The organism is Bdellovibrio bacteriovorus HD100 (assembly GCF_000196175.1).
In the GTDB taxonomy this organism is placed as follows: domain Bacteria; phylum Bdellovibrionota; class Bdellovibrionia; order Bdellovibrionales; family Bdellovibrionaceae; genus Bdellovibrio; species Bdellovibrio bacteriovorus.
Map to the genome: position 1 here is coordinate 3,705,508 of NC_005363.1, position 16,257 is coordinate 3,721,764.

17 protein-coding genes are annotated in these 16,257 nt (G+C 50.3%); 6 read left to right on the forward strand and 11 right to left on the reverse strand.

The features are described from left to right. Window positions 1–2: 2 nt before the first annotated feature. Window positions 3–1,334 carry a tetratricopeptide repeat protein gene (locus BD_RS17570; RefSeq protein ID WP_011166140.1) on the forward strand — a complete coding sequence of 444 codons (1,332 nt, stop codon included), beginning with the start codon at window positions 3–5 and terminating at the stop codon, window positions 1,332–1,334. On the opposite strand, the gene rimO is transcribed toward BD_RS17570, so the two are convergent. Genes rimO through BD_RS17585 form a run of 3 tightly spaced genes read right to left on the reverse strand, consistent with a single transcriptional unit; the run spans window position 1,331 to window position 3,937 of the window. Further along, window positions 1,331–2,704: a 30S ribosomal protein S12 methylthiotransferase RimO gene (rimO, locus tag BD_RS17575; protein WP_011166141.1), complete on the reverse strand. Its 1,374-nt coding sequence runs from the start codon at window positions 2,702–2,704 to the stop codon at window positions 1,331–1,333. The genes BD_RS17570 and rimO overlap by 4 nt on opposite strands. Then, window positions 2,701–3,351, reverse strand: a complete 651-nt coding sequence (locus tag BD_RS17580; protein ID WP_011166142.1) for a LolA family protein — start codon at window positions 3,349–3,351, stop codon at window positions 2,701–2,703. Before BD_RS17580 ends, rimO begins: the two co-directional genes overlap by 4 nt. Continuing rightward, window positions 3,344–3,937 (reverse strand): ComF family protein, encoded by a 594-nt coding sequence (locus tag BD_RS17585; RefSeq protein ID WP_144313885.1) that lies wholly within the window; start codon window positions 3,935–3,937, stop codon window positions 3,344–3,346. The genes BD_RS17580 and BD_RS17585 overlap by 8 nt, the downstream gene beginning before the upstream one ends. Before the next feature lie 151 nt (window positions 3,938–4,088). On the opposite strand from BD_RS17585, the gene BD_RS17590 reads away from it, so the two are divergent. Further along, the gene (locus BD_RS17590; protein WP_011166144.1) at window positions 4,089–4,847 is read left to right on the forward strand and encodes a protein-glutamine glutaminase family protein; all 759 of its coding nucleotides are present in this window, start codon (window positions 4,089–4,091) and stop codon (window positions 4,845–4,847) included. Here the strand turns inward: BD_RS17590 and BD_RS17595 are convergent. The 7 genes from BD_RS17595 to BD_RS17625 all read right to left on the reverse strand — a co-directional run bounded on the left by BD_RS17595 (window position 4,844) and on the right by BD_RS17625 (window position 11,721). After that, window positions 4,844–5,314 carry a 23S rRNA (pseudouridine(1915)-N(3))-methyltransferase RlmH gene (locus BD_RS17595; protein WP_011166145.1) on the reverse strand — a complete coding sequence of 157 codons (471 nt, stop codon included), beginning with the start codon at window positions 5,312–5,314 and terminating at the stop codon, window positions 4,844–4,846. The genes BD_RS17590 and BD_RS17595 overlap by 4 nt on opposite strands. 2 nt (window positions 5,315–5,316) lie before the next feature. Further along, the gene (gene nadD, locus BD_RS17600; protein WP_011166146.1) at window positions 5,317–6,345 is read right to left on the reverse strand and encodes a nicotinate (nicotinamide) nucleotide adenylyltransferase; all 1,029 of its coding nucleotides are present in this window, start codon (window positions 6,343–6,345) and stop codon (window positions 5,317–5,319) included. Next, the gene (obgE, locus tag BD_RS17605) at window positions 6,345–7,376 is read right to left on the reverse strand and encodes a GTPase ObgE (RefSeq protein ID WP_011166147.1); all 1,032 of its coding nucleotides are present in this window, start codon (window positions 7,374–7,376) and stop codon (window positions 6,345–6,347) included. Before obgE ends, nadD begins: the two co-directional genes overlap by 1 nt. An 87-nt stretch (window positions 7,377–7,463) precedes the next feature. Beyond that, entirely contained in the window at window positions 7,464–7,724 is a 261-nt protein-coding gene (rpmA, locus tag BD_RS17610) for a 50S ribosomal protein L27 (protein WP_011166148.1), read from the reverse strand. A 29-nt stretch (window positions 7,725–7,753) separates the two neighbouring features. Next, window positions 7,754–8,317 (reverse strand): 50S ribosomal protein L21, encoded by a 564-nt coding sequence (rplU, locus tag BD_RS17615; RefSeq protein ID WP_038450368.1) that lies wholly within the window; start codon window positions 8,315–8,317, stop codon window positions 7,754–7,756. A 207-nt stretch (window positions 8,318–8,524) separates the two neighbouring features. After that, window positions 8,525–10,126, reverse strand: coding sequence for a hypothetical protein (locus BD_RS17620; RefSeq protein ID WP_144313886.1), 1,602 nt, complete (start codon window positions 10,124–10,126; stop codon window positions 8,525–8,527). A gap of 77 nt (window positions 10,127–10,203) precedes the next feature. After that, window positions 10,204–11,721 (reverse strand): Rne/Rng family ribonuclease, encoded by a 1,518-nt coding sequence (locus BD_RS17625; protein WP_011166151.1) that lies wholly within the window; start codon window positions 11,719–11,721, stop codon window positions 10,204–10,206. A 147-nt stretch (window positions 11,722–11,868) separates the two neighbouring features. Between BD_RS17625 and BD_RS17630 the strand changes: the two genes are divergently transcribed. Further along, entirely contained in the window at window positions 11,869–12,972 is a 1,104-nt protein-coding gene (locus BD_RS17630; protein ID WP_011166152.1) for a type IV pilus twitching motility protein PilT, read from the forward strand. A 1-nt stretch (window position 12,973) separates the two neighbouring features. On the opposite strand, the gene BD_RS17635 is transcribed toward BD_RS17630, so the two are convergent. Next, entirely contained in the window at window positions 12,974–13,351 is a 378-nt protein-coding gene (locus BD_RS17635) for a hypothetical protein (protein ID WP_226987857.1), read from the reverse strand. 59 nt (window positions 13,352–13,410) lie between these two features. On the opposite strand from BD_RS17635, the gene deoC reads away from it, so the two are divergent. From deoC to BD_RS17650, 3 genes are read left to right on the forward strand one after another with little or no spacing between them, the layout of a single operon-like run. Next, window positions 13,411–14,073, forward strand: coding sequence for a deoxyribose-phosphate aldolase (gene deoC, locus BD_RS17640; RefSeq protein ID WP_011166154.1), 663 nt, complete (start codon window positions 13,411–13,413; stop codon window positions 14,071–14,073). Further along, on the forward strand, window positions 14,073–15,392 hold the full coding sequence (locus BD_RS17645; protein WP_011166155.1) for a thymidine phosphorylase: 1,320 nt from the start codon (window positions 14,073–14,075) through the stop codon (window positions 15,390–15,392). Before deoC ends, BD_RS17645 begins: the two co-directional genes overlap by 1 nt. After that, window positions 15,392–16,234 (forward strand): purine-nucleoside phosphorylase, encoded by an 843-nt coding sequence (locus tag BD_RS17650; protein WP_011166156.1) that lies wholly within the window; start codon window positions 15,392–15,394, stop codon window positions 16,232–16,234. Before BD_RS17645 ends, BD_RS17650 begins: the two co-directional genes overlap by 1 nt. Window positions 16,235–16,257: the final 23 nt, after the last annotated feature.

Sequence of the window (16,257 nt, forward strand, 5' to 3'; positions counted from 1 at the left end):
ATATGCCCAATGGACTGAATTTCAATCGACTCATATTTACTGTGTTCTTGGCTTTTGTCTCATTTCTGGACATCGTTCCTCCTCAAGCCTTAGCGGCAGAGCAGACCAAAGACGAGTTCTCTCTCTTTGAAGACGAGATGAAACCGGCAGCGACTCCGCCTGCTCCGGTCGTAAAACCCACCGCTCCCACCATCAGCAAGCCGACTGTGAATAAACCCACGGTGACGGCACCGAAAGTGGAAACTCCGAAAGTCGAAGCTCCTGCAGTCCCGGCCACTCCGGCCGCTCCGGAAAAGACCGCCGTGACGGTGCCGAAACCTGAAGCCGTTGCGGCCCCCGTGACAGCAGCTCCGGCTGAAGAAACCCCGGACCAAAAAATCGAACGCCTGAAGAAAGAAATCCGCGCCAGCCCCAAAAACGCACGCCTGATTGTGGATCTGGCGGAAGAACTTTACAAAAAAGAAGAGTACGAAAAGATCACCCTGCTTTTGTGGAAACACGTCGACAAAATCGACCGCCGCGGACTTTTGATCCTGGCCAGATCCCATGAAAAGCGCAAAGAGCCAACGGAAATGATCCGTTCGCTGAACGTGCTTCTGGGTAAGGACGAAAAAGACTTTGAGGCTTACAACCTGATGGGGAACGCCCACACCCTTCAGCGCAAAACCAAAGATGCGATGGAAGCCTACAAAAAGTCCATCGAACTCAATGCCAAGTATGAGCCGGCGTACGACGGACTGATCTCGCTTTACGAAAAGCGTGACACTCCGAACCTCTATGAACTGCGTATTCTGTTGCAGGACATGGTGCAAAACATCGGTCCACGCCCGCAGTACTTAAGAAAGCTTTGCGAGATCAACACCCGCGACGGCACTTACGAGCCCGCGGTGCAGTCCTGCAAGGAGGCCATTCAGAAAGACCCTAAAATCGCCGACGCTTACGTTTACCTGGGACTTTCCTACAAGGCCCTGGGGGAAGATGCCATCGCGGTAAAAACCCTTAAAAAGGCCGCTGGCGACTTCCCTAAATCAGAACTGGCGCAATACCATTATGGCGCCCTGCTAGAAGAGCAGAAAAACTATATCGAGGCGATGAAGGTGTTTAAATCCGGCACAGAGGCCGATGCCCAGGCGGGACGCTCGTGGCTGGGGCTTGCCACCACGTCGTTTGAGCTCCGCAAGTACGAAATTTCGCTGATGGCATACAAGAACGCCTGCAAATTTGACAAAAAAAATGCCGTGGCCTTTAGAAGAGCCACGACAGTTTTAAGAAACGCAAAAAATAACAAATGGACCGACCAGTTTGAACAGGCCTCGGAAAACTGTACGTTCTAGTTTTCAACCACGATCTCACCGATGAGATCGTATTCCATGTTGTCGGTGATATGAACTTTCACCATGTCGCCGACCTGAGCCTGACCGTCATTGATCAGAACCACACCGTCGATATCCGGAGCCTGACCCCAGAAACGGCCCTGCAACAGCAGGTCGGTTTCCTCTGAGAAGCCTTCCACGATCACCTGCAAAGTTTTACCGACAAAGTCGCTGTGCTTTTCACGGGAGATGTTCTGCTGAACTTCCATCAAAGCATCGTGACGGTATTGTTTTGTTTCCTCGTCGATCTGGTTTTCCATGCGACCGCCCGGAGTGTTTTCTTCCGGAGAGTATTTGAAGCAACCCACGCGGTCGAACTGCTGTTCAGCCACGAAATTCAGAAGCTCTTCGAACTGCTCCTGGGTTTCACCCGGGAAGCCCACGATGAACTGCGTGCGGATCACTGCTTCCGGCAGATGTTCACGGATGTTCATCAGTGCCGTTTCGATTTCGTCACGGGTCATTTTGCGGTTCATGGATTTCAGAACCTGATCGTTCACGTGCTGCAAAGGCATGTCGAAGTACTTCACGATCTTGGTGCTGTTTTTGATAACCTGAACCATCTCTTGTGTGATGCCATCTGGATACAGATACATCAAACGGATCCACTGCAGGCCTTCCACCTGATCCAGAGCTTTCAACAGCTCCACCGGGCTTTCTTTGCGAGTTGGATCTTTACGACGGATATCAAAACCATAATCTGTGAAATCGTGGCTGATGATGATCAGCTCTTTCACGCCGCCAGCAACCAGCAATTTTGCTTCGGCCACGATCGCATCGATGGAGCGGGACTGCAGGTTGCCACGGATCAAAGGGATCGCGCAGAACGCACAACGCTTCATGCAGCCTTCAGAGATTTTCAAATACGCACGGTGACCCGGCTGGGAGTTCACTCGCGGAGTCGCTTCTTCCTGCAGATAAGTTGGCAGGTTGAAGAAGGTCTTCTGTTTTTCACCTTCATCAGAGTTTTTCAGGATTTTCGCAATGTTCTGGAACTCACCAGAGCCCACGAATAAATCCGCTTCCGGCAAACCTTCCACCAGGTCGTCTTTATAACGCTGGGTCAGGCAACCCGCGACAACAACCTTTTTGATTTTGCCTTCCTGCTTCAGGTCACTCATGTCCAGAATGCGCTGAATGGATTCTTTTTTGGAGTCCTCGATGAAACCACAGGTGTTCACGATGACCGTGTCGGCCTGATCCGCCTCACCCACAACCTCATAGCCGTCTTTCATCAAAGTGCCGGCCATGATTTCGCTGTCGACAAGATTCTTCGGGCAACCCAGAGAGATAAAGTGAACTTTTTTGTTTTGAGCAGTCTCTTGTTTCATAGGTCGGTTACCTGTGCATCTTTTGGCGGTTGATATTTGAACAGTTTCTTATTTTCTTTTTTCAGGAACTTCACATCGGAAAACTTCATGGTGGTCAGGTTTCCGATATCATCCAAGTAGGAAATCGTCTGCAGCGTGTTGTCCTTGGGCTTCACTGTCAGCTTCAGGGACTTCACGGTCAGGCCGCCATTGAGCGGCTGCACTTCGATGTTGACCAGCTCCCCGTCTTTTTCCTCTTTCAGGATCTTGAAGTTTTTGTTCAGATCCTCACCCAGCAAAGAAGAAATCAGAATGTGGGACTTGGTCTTTTTGTCGACGACACCTTTTGCCACCTGCACGGCCCCGCCAAATTCTTTTGGTGGCACCTGCACGCTCCAGATGGTTTTACCATCGAACACCAGCAGCGTTTCTTCCGGCTTGGTGTTTTCCCAGCGGAACTTTCCGTTGGCCAGATAGATTTTGCCGTCGTACTTGGTTTCTTTGCCAAGCAGTTCAGACTTCACAGTCTTTTCCACATTCATTTCCACAAGCTTTGTGGTGCGGTATTTTTTCGCGACTTTCTGAAGAGCGCCGTTGCCTGTGACGGCCGCCATAGCACTCAGAGAAAACAGGAATGTCAGGACCAGGGAAAGAGTCGATCTAAGCATGCGGGTTTTGTAGCATATCCGTGGACGCTCCGCAAGAGAGGCCCCTCTCAGCCAAGACCCAAACTTCAAAGTGAGGGGGACTCCCGAGCGCCAGCCGGGCGGCGCGCGCTGTAGAGCCCGTTGTAAGGACGTCGTCGACAAAGATCCAGAGGATGTCTGTCGAGTTTTTGGACAGCTCTGTATTTTTTTCAACCAGTTCCATCGCGATCAAGGCCCGCTCCCCGCGGTCGGCCCGGCGCTGCTTCCCTGAAGTGGCTTTGCGCAAACAGGGAAAGTAGACTCCCCCCATGTGAGCTGCCAGCGCTCTGGCAAAAAGCGAGGCATGATCTTCAGCACCGGACTTCGACGGTGCGGGAACAAAGTGCAGTCTTCGTCCGGCGGGCAGGTCCGGCACATGCTGCTGCACCATCATCTGCGCAAAGTGCTGCCAGCCCTGTTTGTTGTGCCGGCCCTTTAAACTCAGGACCAGCGCTGACAGCAGATCACTTTCCCCGGGATTCCACGAATACAGCGCCCGCAGCCACTCCTGCCTGCGGCGGCGTTGATGGGGATAGTGGTTCAACACTTCATGACAGGGAACACACATCCCCGCCCTCTCCACCTCCAATGATCCGCAGTGCAGACAGGCGGACAGTCGCTCTTTAAGCATTTTCAACAAGGAATTCATTCTTTCGCGTCACTGCAAATTCTTTGACAGTCCCTGACAGCAGGCCTAGAACCGAAAGAGTGAGGGGTTTATGAGGGCACTTTTCGTTTCATTGATGATTCTGTCTGCTTCCGCCACGGCCGTGGCCGGTCTTTCTTCCATCCGCCATTCCGGTGAATCTTTTGAGGCGGCTCGCCAGCGCAGCACTCCGGTGTGGGAACTCTTTGGTCGCGGCAGCTATCCTGATCGCATGAAAAAACCCATGAAAGAGCTGAACATTCAGGACATCCCGGATGTGGGTTCTTACGCGGATCTGGAACGGGAATTCAAATACGTGCGTGACACCCGCTTTATTGCCGATGCCGAACCTTTTGCCCGCCGCCTGACCTGGATGTATCCGGACGATGGCTGTTATGCCCGTGCGGAACTGGCCGCTACCGAGCTGGTGGAACACCAGTTCACCACACCTAAAAAGATTTTTGTTTTCGGGAACCTGTACGCTCCGACCCAGAACGCCCCGGGTGGCTCTGTTTCCTGGTGGTATCACGTGGCCGTAACCTACCGAGTAGGTAACGAAGTTTACGTCTTTGACCCGGCTATCAATCCGGAAAAACCGGTGACTTTGGTTGAATGGAACAAGGCCGTGGGTGGCGAAAAAAGCCAGGTGCAGTACACCATCTGCTCTCACAAAACATTTGATCCGGGCTCAGACTGCCTGAATCCACGCGCTCTGTCTGAACAAGAAGCCATCTCGGAACAAAAGAATTTCCTGAGCCTTGAATGGAACCGTCTGTTGGATCTGGATCGCGATCCGGAGAAAGAACTGGGTAACGAGCCACCTTGGCTCTAGATATTGTGATACGGGATTTTTTTGATGATCGTAAAGGCCCGGTAGATTTGCTCTAAGCTCATTGCCTGGGCCATCAGATGATTCATCACCATCGGCGACAAAGCCACCTTCAGGTCCGCACGCTTGCGGACCTCTTCATTGACTCCGAAAGCACCGCCAATAATGAAAATCGCGCGCTTCTTGGAGCTTCCCAGAATGTTTTCCACTTTTTTTGAAAATTGAATCGAATCCAGCACCGAACCGCGCTCGTCAAAGAGCACGACATAGTCATCACTGTTGATATTTTTGAGGATCAATTCGGATTCTTCGTTGCGCTTGAAGTCCGCATCTTCACGCGCGGACTTTTTCGCTTTTAAGGATTGGATATCAAAGGGAATGAAGAAGGAGATCTTCTTCTTGTACAACTCGCTGACCTCGTCCGCCCAGGGCTCTTTGGCCGTCGCGAGGTTGTACAAAATGAACTTCATGATTACTGATCACCCTTGCCAACATAAGGATCTTTCAATCCCATGTCTTTGCCTTCTCTCCACAGGTTTTCCAGATTGTATTCCTGGCGAACGAAGTCGTAGAAGACGTGGATGATCAAAGAACCGTAGTCGACCAGAACCCAGCGGCCCTCGTCCACACCCTCGATGCTTTGCGGGTGCACGTTGTATTCCTCTTTCACGGCCATCACGATGTTTTCTGCCATCGCCGCCGCATGACGGGTGGAAGTACCGGAAGCGATCAGAGTGTATTCACTGGGTGCCGACATCTGAGTCAGGTCGAAACCACGAACGTTGATGCCTTTTTTCGCAAACAGAACATTGGCGCAGAATTCAGTGAACTTGGTATAGTCACCGATACGGTCGCCCAGATTGCGGTAAAGTTTGTTTTCCTTGATATAGGATTCAACAGACAACGGCAGGTATTTTTCCACCGGTTTGCCGGAACGAAGCCATTTACGAACTTCGCTGGAGGAAACTTCCACATCACGCAAAGTGATGAACTGGATGTTGCGGCCGGTGTTCAGCTCAATAAAGTTGAAATCAAATTCCGCCACCAAAGGCTTCAGGAATCCCGGCATCTCTTCCAAGGATTCCGGCATGTCGTAACCCGGGCGGGTTGTGACAATCAGATTCGCCTCAGTCAGGATCTTTTGATAGTCCTTCCACTGAGCCAGCTCCTCAAACTTGTCAGCACCCACGACCAGATACAGGTCGTTGGCATCGTAGGATTTGCGCAGATTCATCACGGTATCAATCGTGTAGCTCATGCCACCGCGTTTGATTTCCTGATCGTCCACGAAGTAAGTTTCACCGTACTGGGCAAATGCCAGACGAGTCAGCTCCACACGCTGTTCAGGCGTTGGACCTTCCACCGGGGTTTTCAGAGGATTCTGAGCCGCAGGAATGATGTGAACTTTGCCCAAGCCGGCTTTTTTCGCCACGGTTTGAATGGCGTTGATGTGACCCATGTGTGGAGGGTTGAAACTGCCTCCGAAAATACCTATTTTCATTATTCTTCTTCCTCTTTCAAGATCTGACGAGCCAGTTCCTGAACAAATTCTTTGATGTTTTTGCCAGTCACCGCAGAAATCGCAAACGGCTCACTGCCGCTGGCTTCTTTGAACTGCTTTTTCAGCTTCGTCAGCTGAGATTCACTCAAGGTGTCGATTTTGTTCAAAACAACCAACTGCGGACGCGTGGATAGAGGGAAGAAACCCTCTTTGTCCTGGTTGTTTTCATCGTACATCTTAAGTTCGTTATTAATATCCGTATAATCCTCTAAAGGATCACGACCTGACATTCCGGATGCATCAACCAGATGGATGAACAGACGTGTCCGCTCAATGTGTTTCAAGAACTGAATGCCCAGACCCACACCCGCGTGTGCGCCTTTCACCAGTCCCGGAATATCCGCAACCACGAACGAGGAATAATCCCCGGCCTTCACAACTCCCAGATTCGGAGTCAGGGTTGTAAACGGATAATCCGCAATTTTTGGTCGTGCTGCAGAGATGCGCGAGATCAAAGTGGACTTACCCGCGTTCGGGAATCCAACGATACCCACATCCGCAATCAGTTTTAGTTCCAGACGAACTTCAATTTCCTGACCTTCTTCGCCGGGTTGCGCGTGCTCAGGAGCCTGATTCACACTGTTTTTGAAAAATTCATTTCCTTTTCCGCCACGACCGCCTTTAAGCAGGGTGTGTTCGGAAATTCCGGTCATATCGATGATGATTTCACCATCCATGTTACGGAATACAGTGCCCTGAGGAACAATAAGGATCAGGTCTTCGCCATCCATGCCGGACTTCTGACGACCCTCACCCATCCTTCCGGATTGAGCGGCGTATCTTTTATTTTGTCTAATATCTACAAGAGAATTGATATGACGTGAGGTGCGGATGATAACATCACCGCCCTTACCACCGTTGCCCCCGTCTGGGCCGCCACGGGCTTGCATAGACTCGCGGCGAAAACTGACACAACCCGGGCCGCCACGTCCCGAAGCTAAAGAGATACTGACTTCATCGATGAATTTCATAACTGACTGTCTATACAACAAAAAAGGAGCCATGGGATGGCTCCTTTTCCATTTGTGAAAAAATGTATCGGTTTATCTTAAGACTGATTAAACAGCTTTAGGATAAACGCTAACTTTGAAACGCTCTTTGGAGAAACGCTCAAATTTAACAAGACCTTCAACTACAGAATAGATAGTGTAGTCGCGACCCATTTTTACGTTGTTACCCAAGTGGAACTTAGTGCCACGTTGACGAACGATGATAGTTCCTGGAAGAACTTTCTCGCCACCAAATCTTTTTACACCCAGTCGTTTACTCTGTGAATCACGACCGTTCTTTGTACTACCACCGGCCTTCTTACTTGCCATGACGAACCTCTCTTACGAAATAAAATTAATTAAGCTTTCTTAGAAGTTTTTTTAGCTGCTTTTTTCTTCGCGCCAGTTTTAGTCGCTTTTTTCACAGTCTTTTTAACTGCTTTTTTCGCAACTTTTTTCTTCGCTACTTTTTTAGCTGCTTTTTTAACAACTTCTGCAGGACCTTTGTTCGCTGCGCGCTCTTTACGAGCTGCCACGCGAGCTTGTGCTTTTTCAGCACGAACTGCTTTCACGTCAACAACAGTTGCTGCTTCATCAGATTTAGCAGTTTTTCCATCGAAGGAAATTGCTTTCACAAATAGTTCGGTGAACTCTTGTTTGTGAGTTGCGAACTTTCTGTAACCTTGACGACGCTTCTTTTTGAAGACGATCTCTTTTCTTGTCTTAGCTTGTTTAGTAACAACAACAGTTACTTTCGCACCTTTAACAAGAGGTTGACCAACAGCAGTGGACTCACCACCAACCATCAAAACTTCGTTGATTTCAAACTCTGCACCAAGTGCTTGTTCAAGTTTATCAACCTGAACTACGTCACCAGCTTGAACTTTATATTGTTTCCCGCCAGTACGAATAATCGCGTACATGTAATACCTCCAGCTACCCGAATTAAGCCAATGGTAAATGCCACTTTGCACTAGGCTTTGTCAACCTAATACATGCTATTTTTTTCAGCTTTTTACGAGAGAAAGAGAGGTTAGCTTTAACCCCCCTCAAATGCAAATATTTTTGGAAAAAGTTAGCGAGGTCTAGGTGCCAAATAAAAGCCCATATTTTCAGCACCTTAGCTTAACTCAGGGCTTCAGAAGTTCCCGTTTCCAGGCATCCCCAAGCTGCAGGTTCTTACTATTCACCACCGCTTCAATCAGCTTTTTATGATCTTGATAATTTTTCTGGGCGGACTTGCTGGCAGGATTTCGGGCAGCAATAACGCGCAACTCATCTTTTTCGCGGTTGAGGGCATCAAAGATGTTCTGGGCTTTGACGTCCGACCGGCTGGTGGCCTGCTCTGTTTTGATGAAGTATTCCGCAGCCTTATCGTATCTTTCGGCGGAGGCATTCATCTTCGCCCCCACCCAATAATCCCGCGAAGATTTGGCCGCTTTTGCATCATTCATAAAGACTTCATAAGAGTCAGACGCCTTGCGGTAACTATTTGTAGATTCAGAGATATTGCCAGACACACGAAGCTTGTCAGCTTCCAAGCGGGCCTTGTTGGCAAAGTCCCGGGCCGCTTTGGTATCTGACAGGCTTCCGGCCAATCCCTGACGCATTAATAGATCACGCTCTTCAGCTTTGAAACCGGCGTTCTTCAATATATTAGCTTTGTCGCTGAGATCCGTCTTCGAATAGGTTCCGTAACCCCGGCCGGTCCCCTTGCCCACTTCATGGGCCGAGATCAGCGCCTTTTTTTCTGCTTCACTTAAAGATCGACCCAGGGATTTTTCCGCCGCGGTCACGCGCTCTATATTAGACAGCTTGGCGGCCTTTTCCAATTCCGCCGCCGAAGCCACAGTTCGGGAGGCGGTGGACGCCTTCCCGGCATCGGCTCCCACGCCGGCCAGTTTCATGATGTTCTTGGCTTTGGCCGCTTTGAGCGCCACCCCCGCAGGTCCGCCGGCCAACGTCGCAACCTCGGCCACAGCTTCACAGACAATCGCAGCGGCTTGCTGGGAGTTGTAACACTCAATCTGCACGCCCATCTCTTTAAGTTTGGCTTTAGCCATCCCCACCAAATCAATATTTGATGGCGTCACTTGCTTCTGACTCCACTGAACATATTCCCGTTCATCAGCGGAAAGGTTTTTATCACCCTTCATCATGACAAGGCGAAGGGTTGCATTGCCCTTGTCCATACCCTGCATTTTAATGATGCGTTTTACGGTCGCACAGTTGGCGCGCTTTAAAACCGAGGCTTCAGGCATCTGCACCTGCAAAAGTTTCGGCACCGTGCTGTTGTATTGTTTGAAAAGATTTTCTTTACCCTTGGGGTCGGCTTCACAGGCTTTATTGGCAGCCGCCTCGGCTTCCATATCCAGAGCGACTTTCGCCGCTCCTTCACCGATCGCCGTCCCGATGGCAACAAAAGAGTCCTTCACAAAGTTCCAGCCACCCACCGCACAACCCGAGGTGTAACCCCAGGTGCTTTCCGCCGCGCGCGAGAGCGAACTTTGATCATGGCACTTCAGCGCTTTTTCCTCTGGTTTTTCCCCATTGGCGCGCATCTTCGCAAAAAGATCCTGACACTCTTTGGATTTCAAAGTCTCCAGGCAAGTGTTGCGGGAAACATCCGCCAGGGCTTTCACCTTATAAGGATTGCCACCACAGAAAAGCGGCTCCGCTTGAGCGACAAAAGAAAATAGAATGCCAAAAAGAAAAATCAAAAGATGTTTCATGCAGAATCTATCGGAACACCAGACCCCCGGCTCAACAGCCCAAGGTCCAGCAATCCCAAAATGATTCCACAATTCATCTATACGAAGAAGATTTCGTACTGCTCGAGATGGTAATTTGGTTCGATTTTAAACGCGACAGAACGGCCCAGTTTCTTTTCGATGCCTTCCAGGCTTTCACCTTCGACTTCGTAGATCCAGTCGACCACTTCACTGTGGCAGTGAATGACCACGTTGGTTTTTTTATTGATCAGCATGTCGGCATCACGCTCAAGTTCACGGAAGATTTCATTGGCCACCGTGGATTTGCGTTTGATGTAGCCTTTGCCCTCACAGTAAGAGCACGGTTCACACAACGTCTTGATCAGACTTGGACGGATGCGTTTACGGGTCATTTCCACCAAGCCCAGCTGGGACATGGAAACGATGTTGGTGCGGGCACGGTCGCGCGCCAGCTCTTCAGCCAAGGCCTCCAGAACCTTTTCACGATGGGATTCTTTTTCCATATCGATAAAGTCGATGATGATGATCCCGCCGCAATTACGCACCCGCAGCTGGTGCGCAGTCTCGCGAACCGCTTCCAGATTGGTTTTTAAGATCGTGTCTTCCAGATCTTTTTTACCGACAAACTTCCCGGTGTTCACGTCAATGACCACCAGGGCTTCGGCTTCATCAATCACGATGTAACCACCGGATTTCAGCCAGATCTTACGCTCCATCGAGCGGGAAATTTCAATATCGATGTCATACAGGTCAAACAGGGGCTTTTTCTCTTCATAAAGCACGATGTTTTGTTTGTACTTCGGCATGAACTGGGACACGAATTTCACGACTTTTTTGTGAATCTCGACGTCATCCACCCATACGCTGGTGACATCCTCACTCATCAAGTCACGAAGGGCCCGAAGTTCAACATCCAGCTCCGTGTGCAAGGTGCCTGGAGTTTTTTTCTTTTCGTAGTTTTTAAAGATCTCTTTGCTCAAACGATCCAGATACTCGATGTCGGCTTTCAACATCTCTTCCGAAGCACCGTCCCCGGCAGTTCGGACAATCACACCACCGGAAGGATTGATTTTTTGAACCAGCTTTCTTAAGCGCTCACGCTCCCCTTCGTCTTCGATACGACGGGAAATTCCCAGGTGGCGCACGGTGGGCAGGAACACCACGAAACGGCCTGGCAATGACAAGTGCGTCGTCAGACGCGCGCCCTTGGTGCCCAGCGGATCTTTGGAAACCTGAACCAGAATGCTCTGGCCTTCTTTCACCAGATCCTGAATCGGTGTTTTACTGGCGTGGGACAGAGGTTTGTCGTCATCCCCTTCATCCAGCGGCTCTTCGCGATCCACGGCTGAAAGGAAGTTGTCATCGACGTCTTCACGGATATCACCAACATACAGGAACGCCGCTTTTTCCAGACCAATATCCACAAACGCCGCTTGCATTCCAGGAAGCACACGAATCACCGTGCCGCGATGAATGGACCCGACCAAAGTGGGGGACGTTTTTCGTTCAATTTTCAAATCAGTCAGGATCCCGCCGTCAACATAGGCTACACGTGTCTCTTGAGGTCGAACGTTAATCAGAATTTCTGCGGACACAGGCGACTCCTTGGCGAATATAACCCCTCTTGAACGGGGCTGGTCTTAGTTCAATAGTCCAGAAACAAGACCGATAGCAATTAATATTTAATATTGAAACATATCTGACCGAAAAGATCACTGAATTAGAGACCTTAGGAGACGACGATGGCAACAATTGATGAATTGTTCAAACTCATGGTGGAACAAGGTGCCTCCGACTTGCATATCACAAGCGGAGCCGCCCCTTATTTGCGCCTGCATGGAAACATGGTTCCATTGAACTATCGCGAGCTCACAAATCAGGACGTGCAGGGACTGCTTTTTGAAATTCTCTCTGAAAAGCAGAAGAAAGCTTTCGTTGAAAAGTGGGAACTGGATTTCGCCTACACTTTGTCAGGTGTCGGACGTTTCCGTTGCAATATCTTTATGCAGCGTAAAGGCCTTGGCGCCGTTATGCGTATCATCCCGGAAAAAATCAAAACAGCACAGGAACTGGGACTGCCTCCGGCAGTGATGGACATGATCGATTGTGATCGTGGTCTGATTCTGGTTACCGGTCCGACGGGTTCTGGTAAATCCACAACTCTGGCGGCGATGATTCACCAAATTAACATGACCCGCGAAGCCCATATCATCACGGTGGAAGACCCGATCGAGTTCGTTCACCCGAACTTGAAGTCTCTGGTCAATCAGCGTGAAGTGGGAAGCCACACCAAAAGTTTTGCCAACGCCCTGAAAGCGGCCTTGCGTGAAGACCCGGATATTTTGCTGGTGGGTGAGCTTCGTGACTTGGAAACGATTTCTTTGGCCCTGACTGCCGCAGAAACAGGTCATATCGTTTTCGGAACCCTGCACACCAACAGTGCGGCGAAAACCATCGATCGTATCATTGACGTATTCCCTGCCGGTCAACAGCAGCAGATCCGAACGATGCTGGCTGAATCCCTGCGCGGAGTTGTCGCCCAGACGCTGTTCTCCCGCGCGGACGGACAAGGTCGTGTGGCGGCTTACGAGATCATGAGAAACACCAAAGCCATCTCGAACTTGGTTCGTGAAGGTAAGGTCCACCAGATCCCATCTGCCATGCAGACCGGTGCCACTCAAGGGATGGTTCTGTTTGAAAAGTACATTGAAGATCTGGTTCGTAAGGGTAAAGTTTCCGCAGCCGACGCCAAGACCTTCCTGGGTCAGGCCGGTGGTGGTGACACCAGCGTGCAGACCGGAATGGGTGGCGCACCTGCTGGCGGTCCGCGCACCAAAGTGGGCTAAACTAGAAAGTAAACGAATACTGAATCATGGGAGGGGCCTTGGCGACGAAAGTTTCCGAGGCCCTTCGGTTTTTAAAGTCCATTCCCAAATTCTGGGAATACTCATACTGGGGCGCCGCTGGGTGCGAAGAGTCATAAATAACATACCCCACCCCGCCTAGCAGTCCCACCAGCGCACCCGTTGTGATATTGCCCGTGTGCTCTTGAGGTTCACCGTAAAAAGACAGTGTGCTTAATCCCAGAATCGCCCCGCCCAGAGTGGAAAACAGGACGGCGGCGACATTGCGTTTCACACTGCGGTTGGCCTGGGCCATCGAGGTGGAGGACATGAAAAGGAACAAAGATATGAGTAAAACTGAGGTCCACTTCTGTGGTGTCATGATTGCCTCCTGCAATGATCTGAGATAACTTTTTAATTTAAACATTCTTGAGGTGCCCCGTGCAACTAAGTCGTTACATTGACCATACTCTTTTAAAGCCTGAAGCCCAAACCGCCCAGATTGAAAAGCTGTGCGCGGAAGCCAAAGAGCACAACTTCTTCTCTGTCTGCGTGAACACGTCCTATGTAAAGACCTGCGCGGAACTTTTAAAAGACTCTTCCGTGAAAGTCTGCTGCGTGGTGGGTTTCCCGCTGGGCGCCATGGACACCACCAGCAAAGCCTTTGAAACCAAAACCGCCATCGCCAACGGGGCGCAGGAAATCGACATGGTCATTCAGATTGGTGCACTGAAAGACCGTCGTCTGGACTATGTTCGCGACGATATCAAAGCCGTGGTTCAGGCAGCCAACGGTCACACCGTCAAAGTCATCATCGAAACTTCTTTGCTGAATCAGGAAGACAAAACCCTGGCGTGCAAAGCGGCTTTGGAAGCCGGTGCGCATTTCGTAAAAACCTCCACCGGCTTTGGTGGCGGCGGCGCCACGGTGGATGATGTGAAACTGATGAAGTCCGTTGTGGGCTCATCCATGGAAGTCAAAGCTTCCGGCGGCATCAAAGATGCCCAACAAGCAAAATCAATGATCGACGCTGGAGCCACCCGTCTTGGCACAAGCTCAGGGATCACAATTATTCAAGGCGGCTCTGTACAAGGTGGTTACTAATGGCTTTTCTTCCTGCTGAAATTATTAAAATCAAACGCAATGGCGGCGAACTAAAATACGAAGAAATCAGCGAATTCATCCTGGGCTATGCGCGCGGGCAGATTCCTGATTACCAGATGTCGGCATTGCTGATGGCGATCTTCTTCCGTGGCATGAACACCGAAGAAACTCTGTCTTTGACCAAAGCCATGCTTCACTCCGGCGAAGTTGTGGATTTTTCTTCCGTGAAGGAATTCAAAGTGGATAAACACTCCACCGGTGGTGTGGGTGATAAAACCAGCCTGATTCTGGGTCCGATCGTGGCCGCTGCAGGTATTCCCGTGCCGATGATTTCAGGCCGTGGCCTGGGCCACACTGGTGGGACTCTGGACAAACTGGAATCCATTCCAGGATTCAACACGCAGAAGTCCTTGCCTGAATTTATCGAGCTGGTTCACAAACACAAAATCTGCTTCATCGGCCAGACCAAAGAAATCTGTCCGGCTGATAAAAAGATCTATGCCCTTCGTGATGTGACAGCGACGGTGGAAAGCCTGCCGCTGATCTGCGCTTCAATCATGTCCAAAAAAATGGCGGAAGGGATCGATGGCCTGGTGCTGGATGTGAAGTTCGGATCCGGTGCCTTCATGAAAACCCCGGTGCTGGCGGAAGAACTGGCGGTGAACCTGATGGCGATTGCCAAAGGTTACGGCAAGAAAGTCACAGCATTGCTGACGAATATGGATCAGCCGCTGGGTCGTTATGCCGGGAACTCGGTGGAAGTCGAAGAATGCGTGGCCATCATGAAGAATGAAAAGTTCATGGGCCCTGCGGGGTACGATCTTTACGAAGACACACGCGAGCTGAGCCTGCGTCTTTCTGCACACATGCTGCTTTTGGCGGGTGTGGGGAAAAACGAAGAGGAATCCTACAAAATTGCTGAAGACATTCTTGTTTCTGGCAAGGCGATGGCCAAGTTTGAAGAACTTTGCTCCATCCACGGTGGGAACTTGAAGGCCCTGCCAAAACCGAAGCATTCCATCGAGGTGAAATCTGACAAAGCCGGCTGGGTGGGTGGTTTCCACACCGAAAGCATTGGTGTTGCGGGCATCTTGATCAAGGCCGGTCGTGCACAAACCACAGACATCATTGCCCCTACTGCGGGCATCGAATTCCATGTGAAAGTGGGCGATGAAGTGAATGTCGGCGACACGGTCTTTACATTGCATGGCGACGACAAAGATCTGTTGCAATCTGCTCTGCCGATGCTTCGTTCAGCAATGACAATTTCCTTGCAAAAGACATCAAAGCCTAGTTTGATACTCAAAACTTTGAGCTAATGCTCGAGAAATTAAGGGAGAGTAAATTGGTACTCAATAAGCTACAAGAATCCATGACCTACATCCGCACCAAGACTTCGGCAAAACCGAAAATCGGTGTTGTATTGGGATCGGGCCTTGGCGCTTTTGTGAAAGAAGTGGAAGTTGAAACGACCATTCCTTACAAAGACATTCCTCACTTCTCCCCTCCGACTGTCGAAGGACATTCCGGAAATCTGATCTTCGGTAAAATCAACGGCCAATCCATCGCGATCCTTCAGGGTCGCAACCACTACTACGAAGGCCACAGCATGGAAAGTGTTGTGTTCCCGACTCGTACTTTGGCGATGCTGGGTGTGGAAACTTTGATTCTGACCAACTCTGCCGGTGGTTTCGGTGAAAACATGCAGGCCGGTGACTTCATGGTCATCGAAGATCACATCAACCTGATGGGCACGAATCCTTTGATGGGTCCGAACATCAAGGAACTGGGTCCTCGTTTCCCGGACATGACGGAAGCTTACGACAAGCGCCTGATCCAGATCATGGAAGATGTCTTGATGAAACAAGGTACACGCTATCACAAAGGTGTGTACTGCGGTGTGAGCGGTCCTACTTATGAAACTCCGTCTGAAGTTCGTTACTTGAAACTGATTGGCGGTAAAGCGGTCGGCATGAGCACGGTTCCTGAAACCATCGCAGCCAACCACCTGGGTCTGCGTGTTGCGGCTCTTTCTTGCATCACCAATTTGGCGGCAGGGATTTCCTCTCAGAAGCTTTCCCACAACGAAGTGACAGAGACAGCCAAGCAGGTAGAGATGCAATTCTCCTCGTTTTTGCGCGAGTTTATCGCTCATATCTAATGGGTTGGACCTGACAAAAGGGT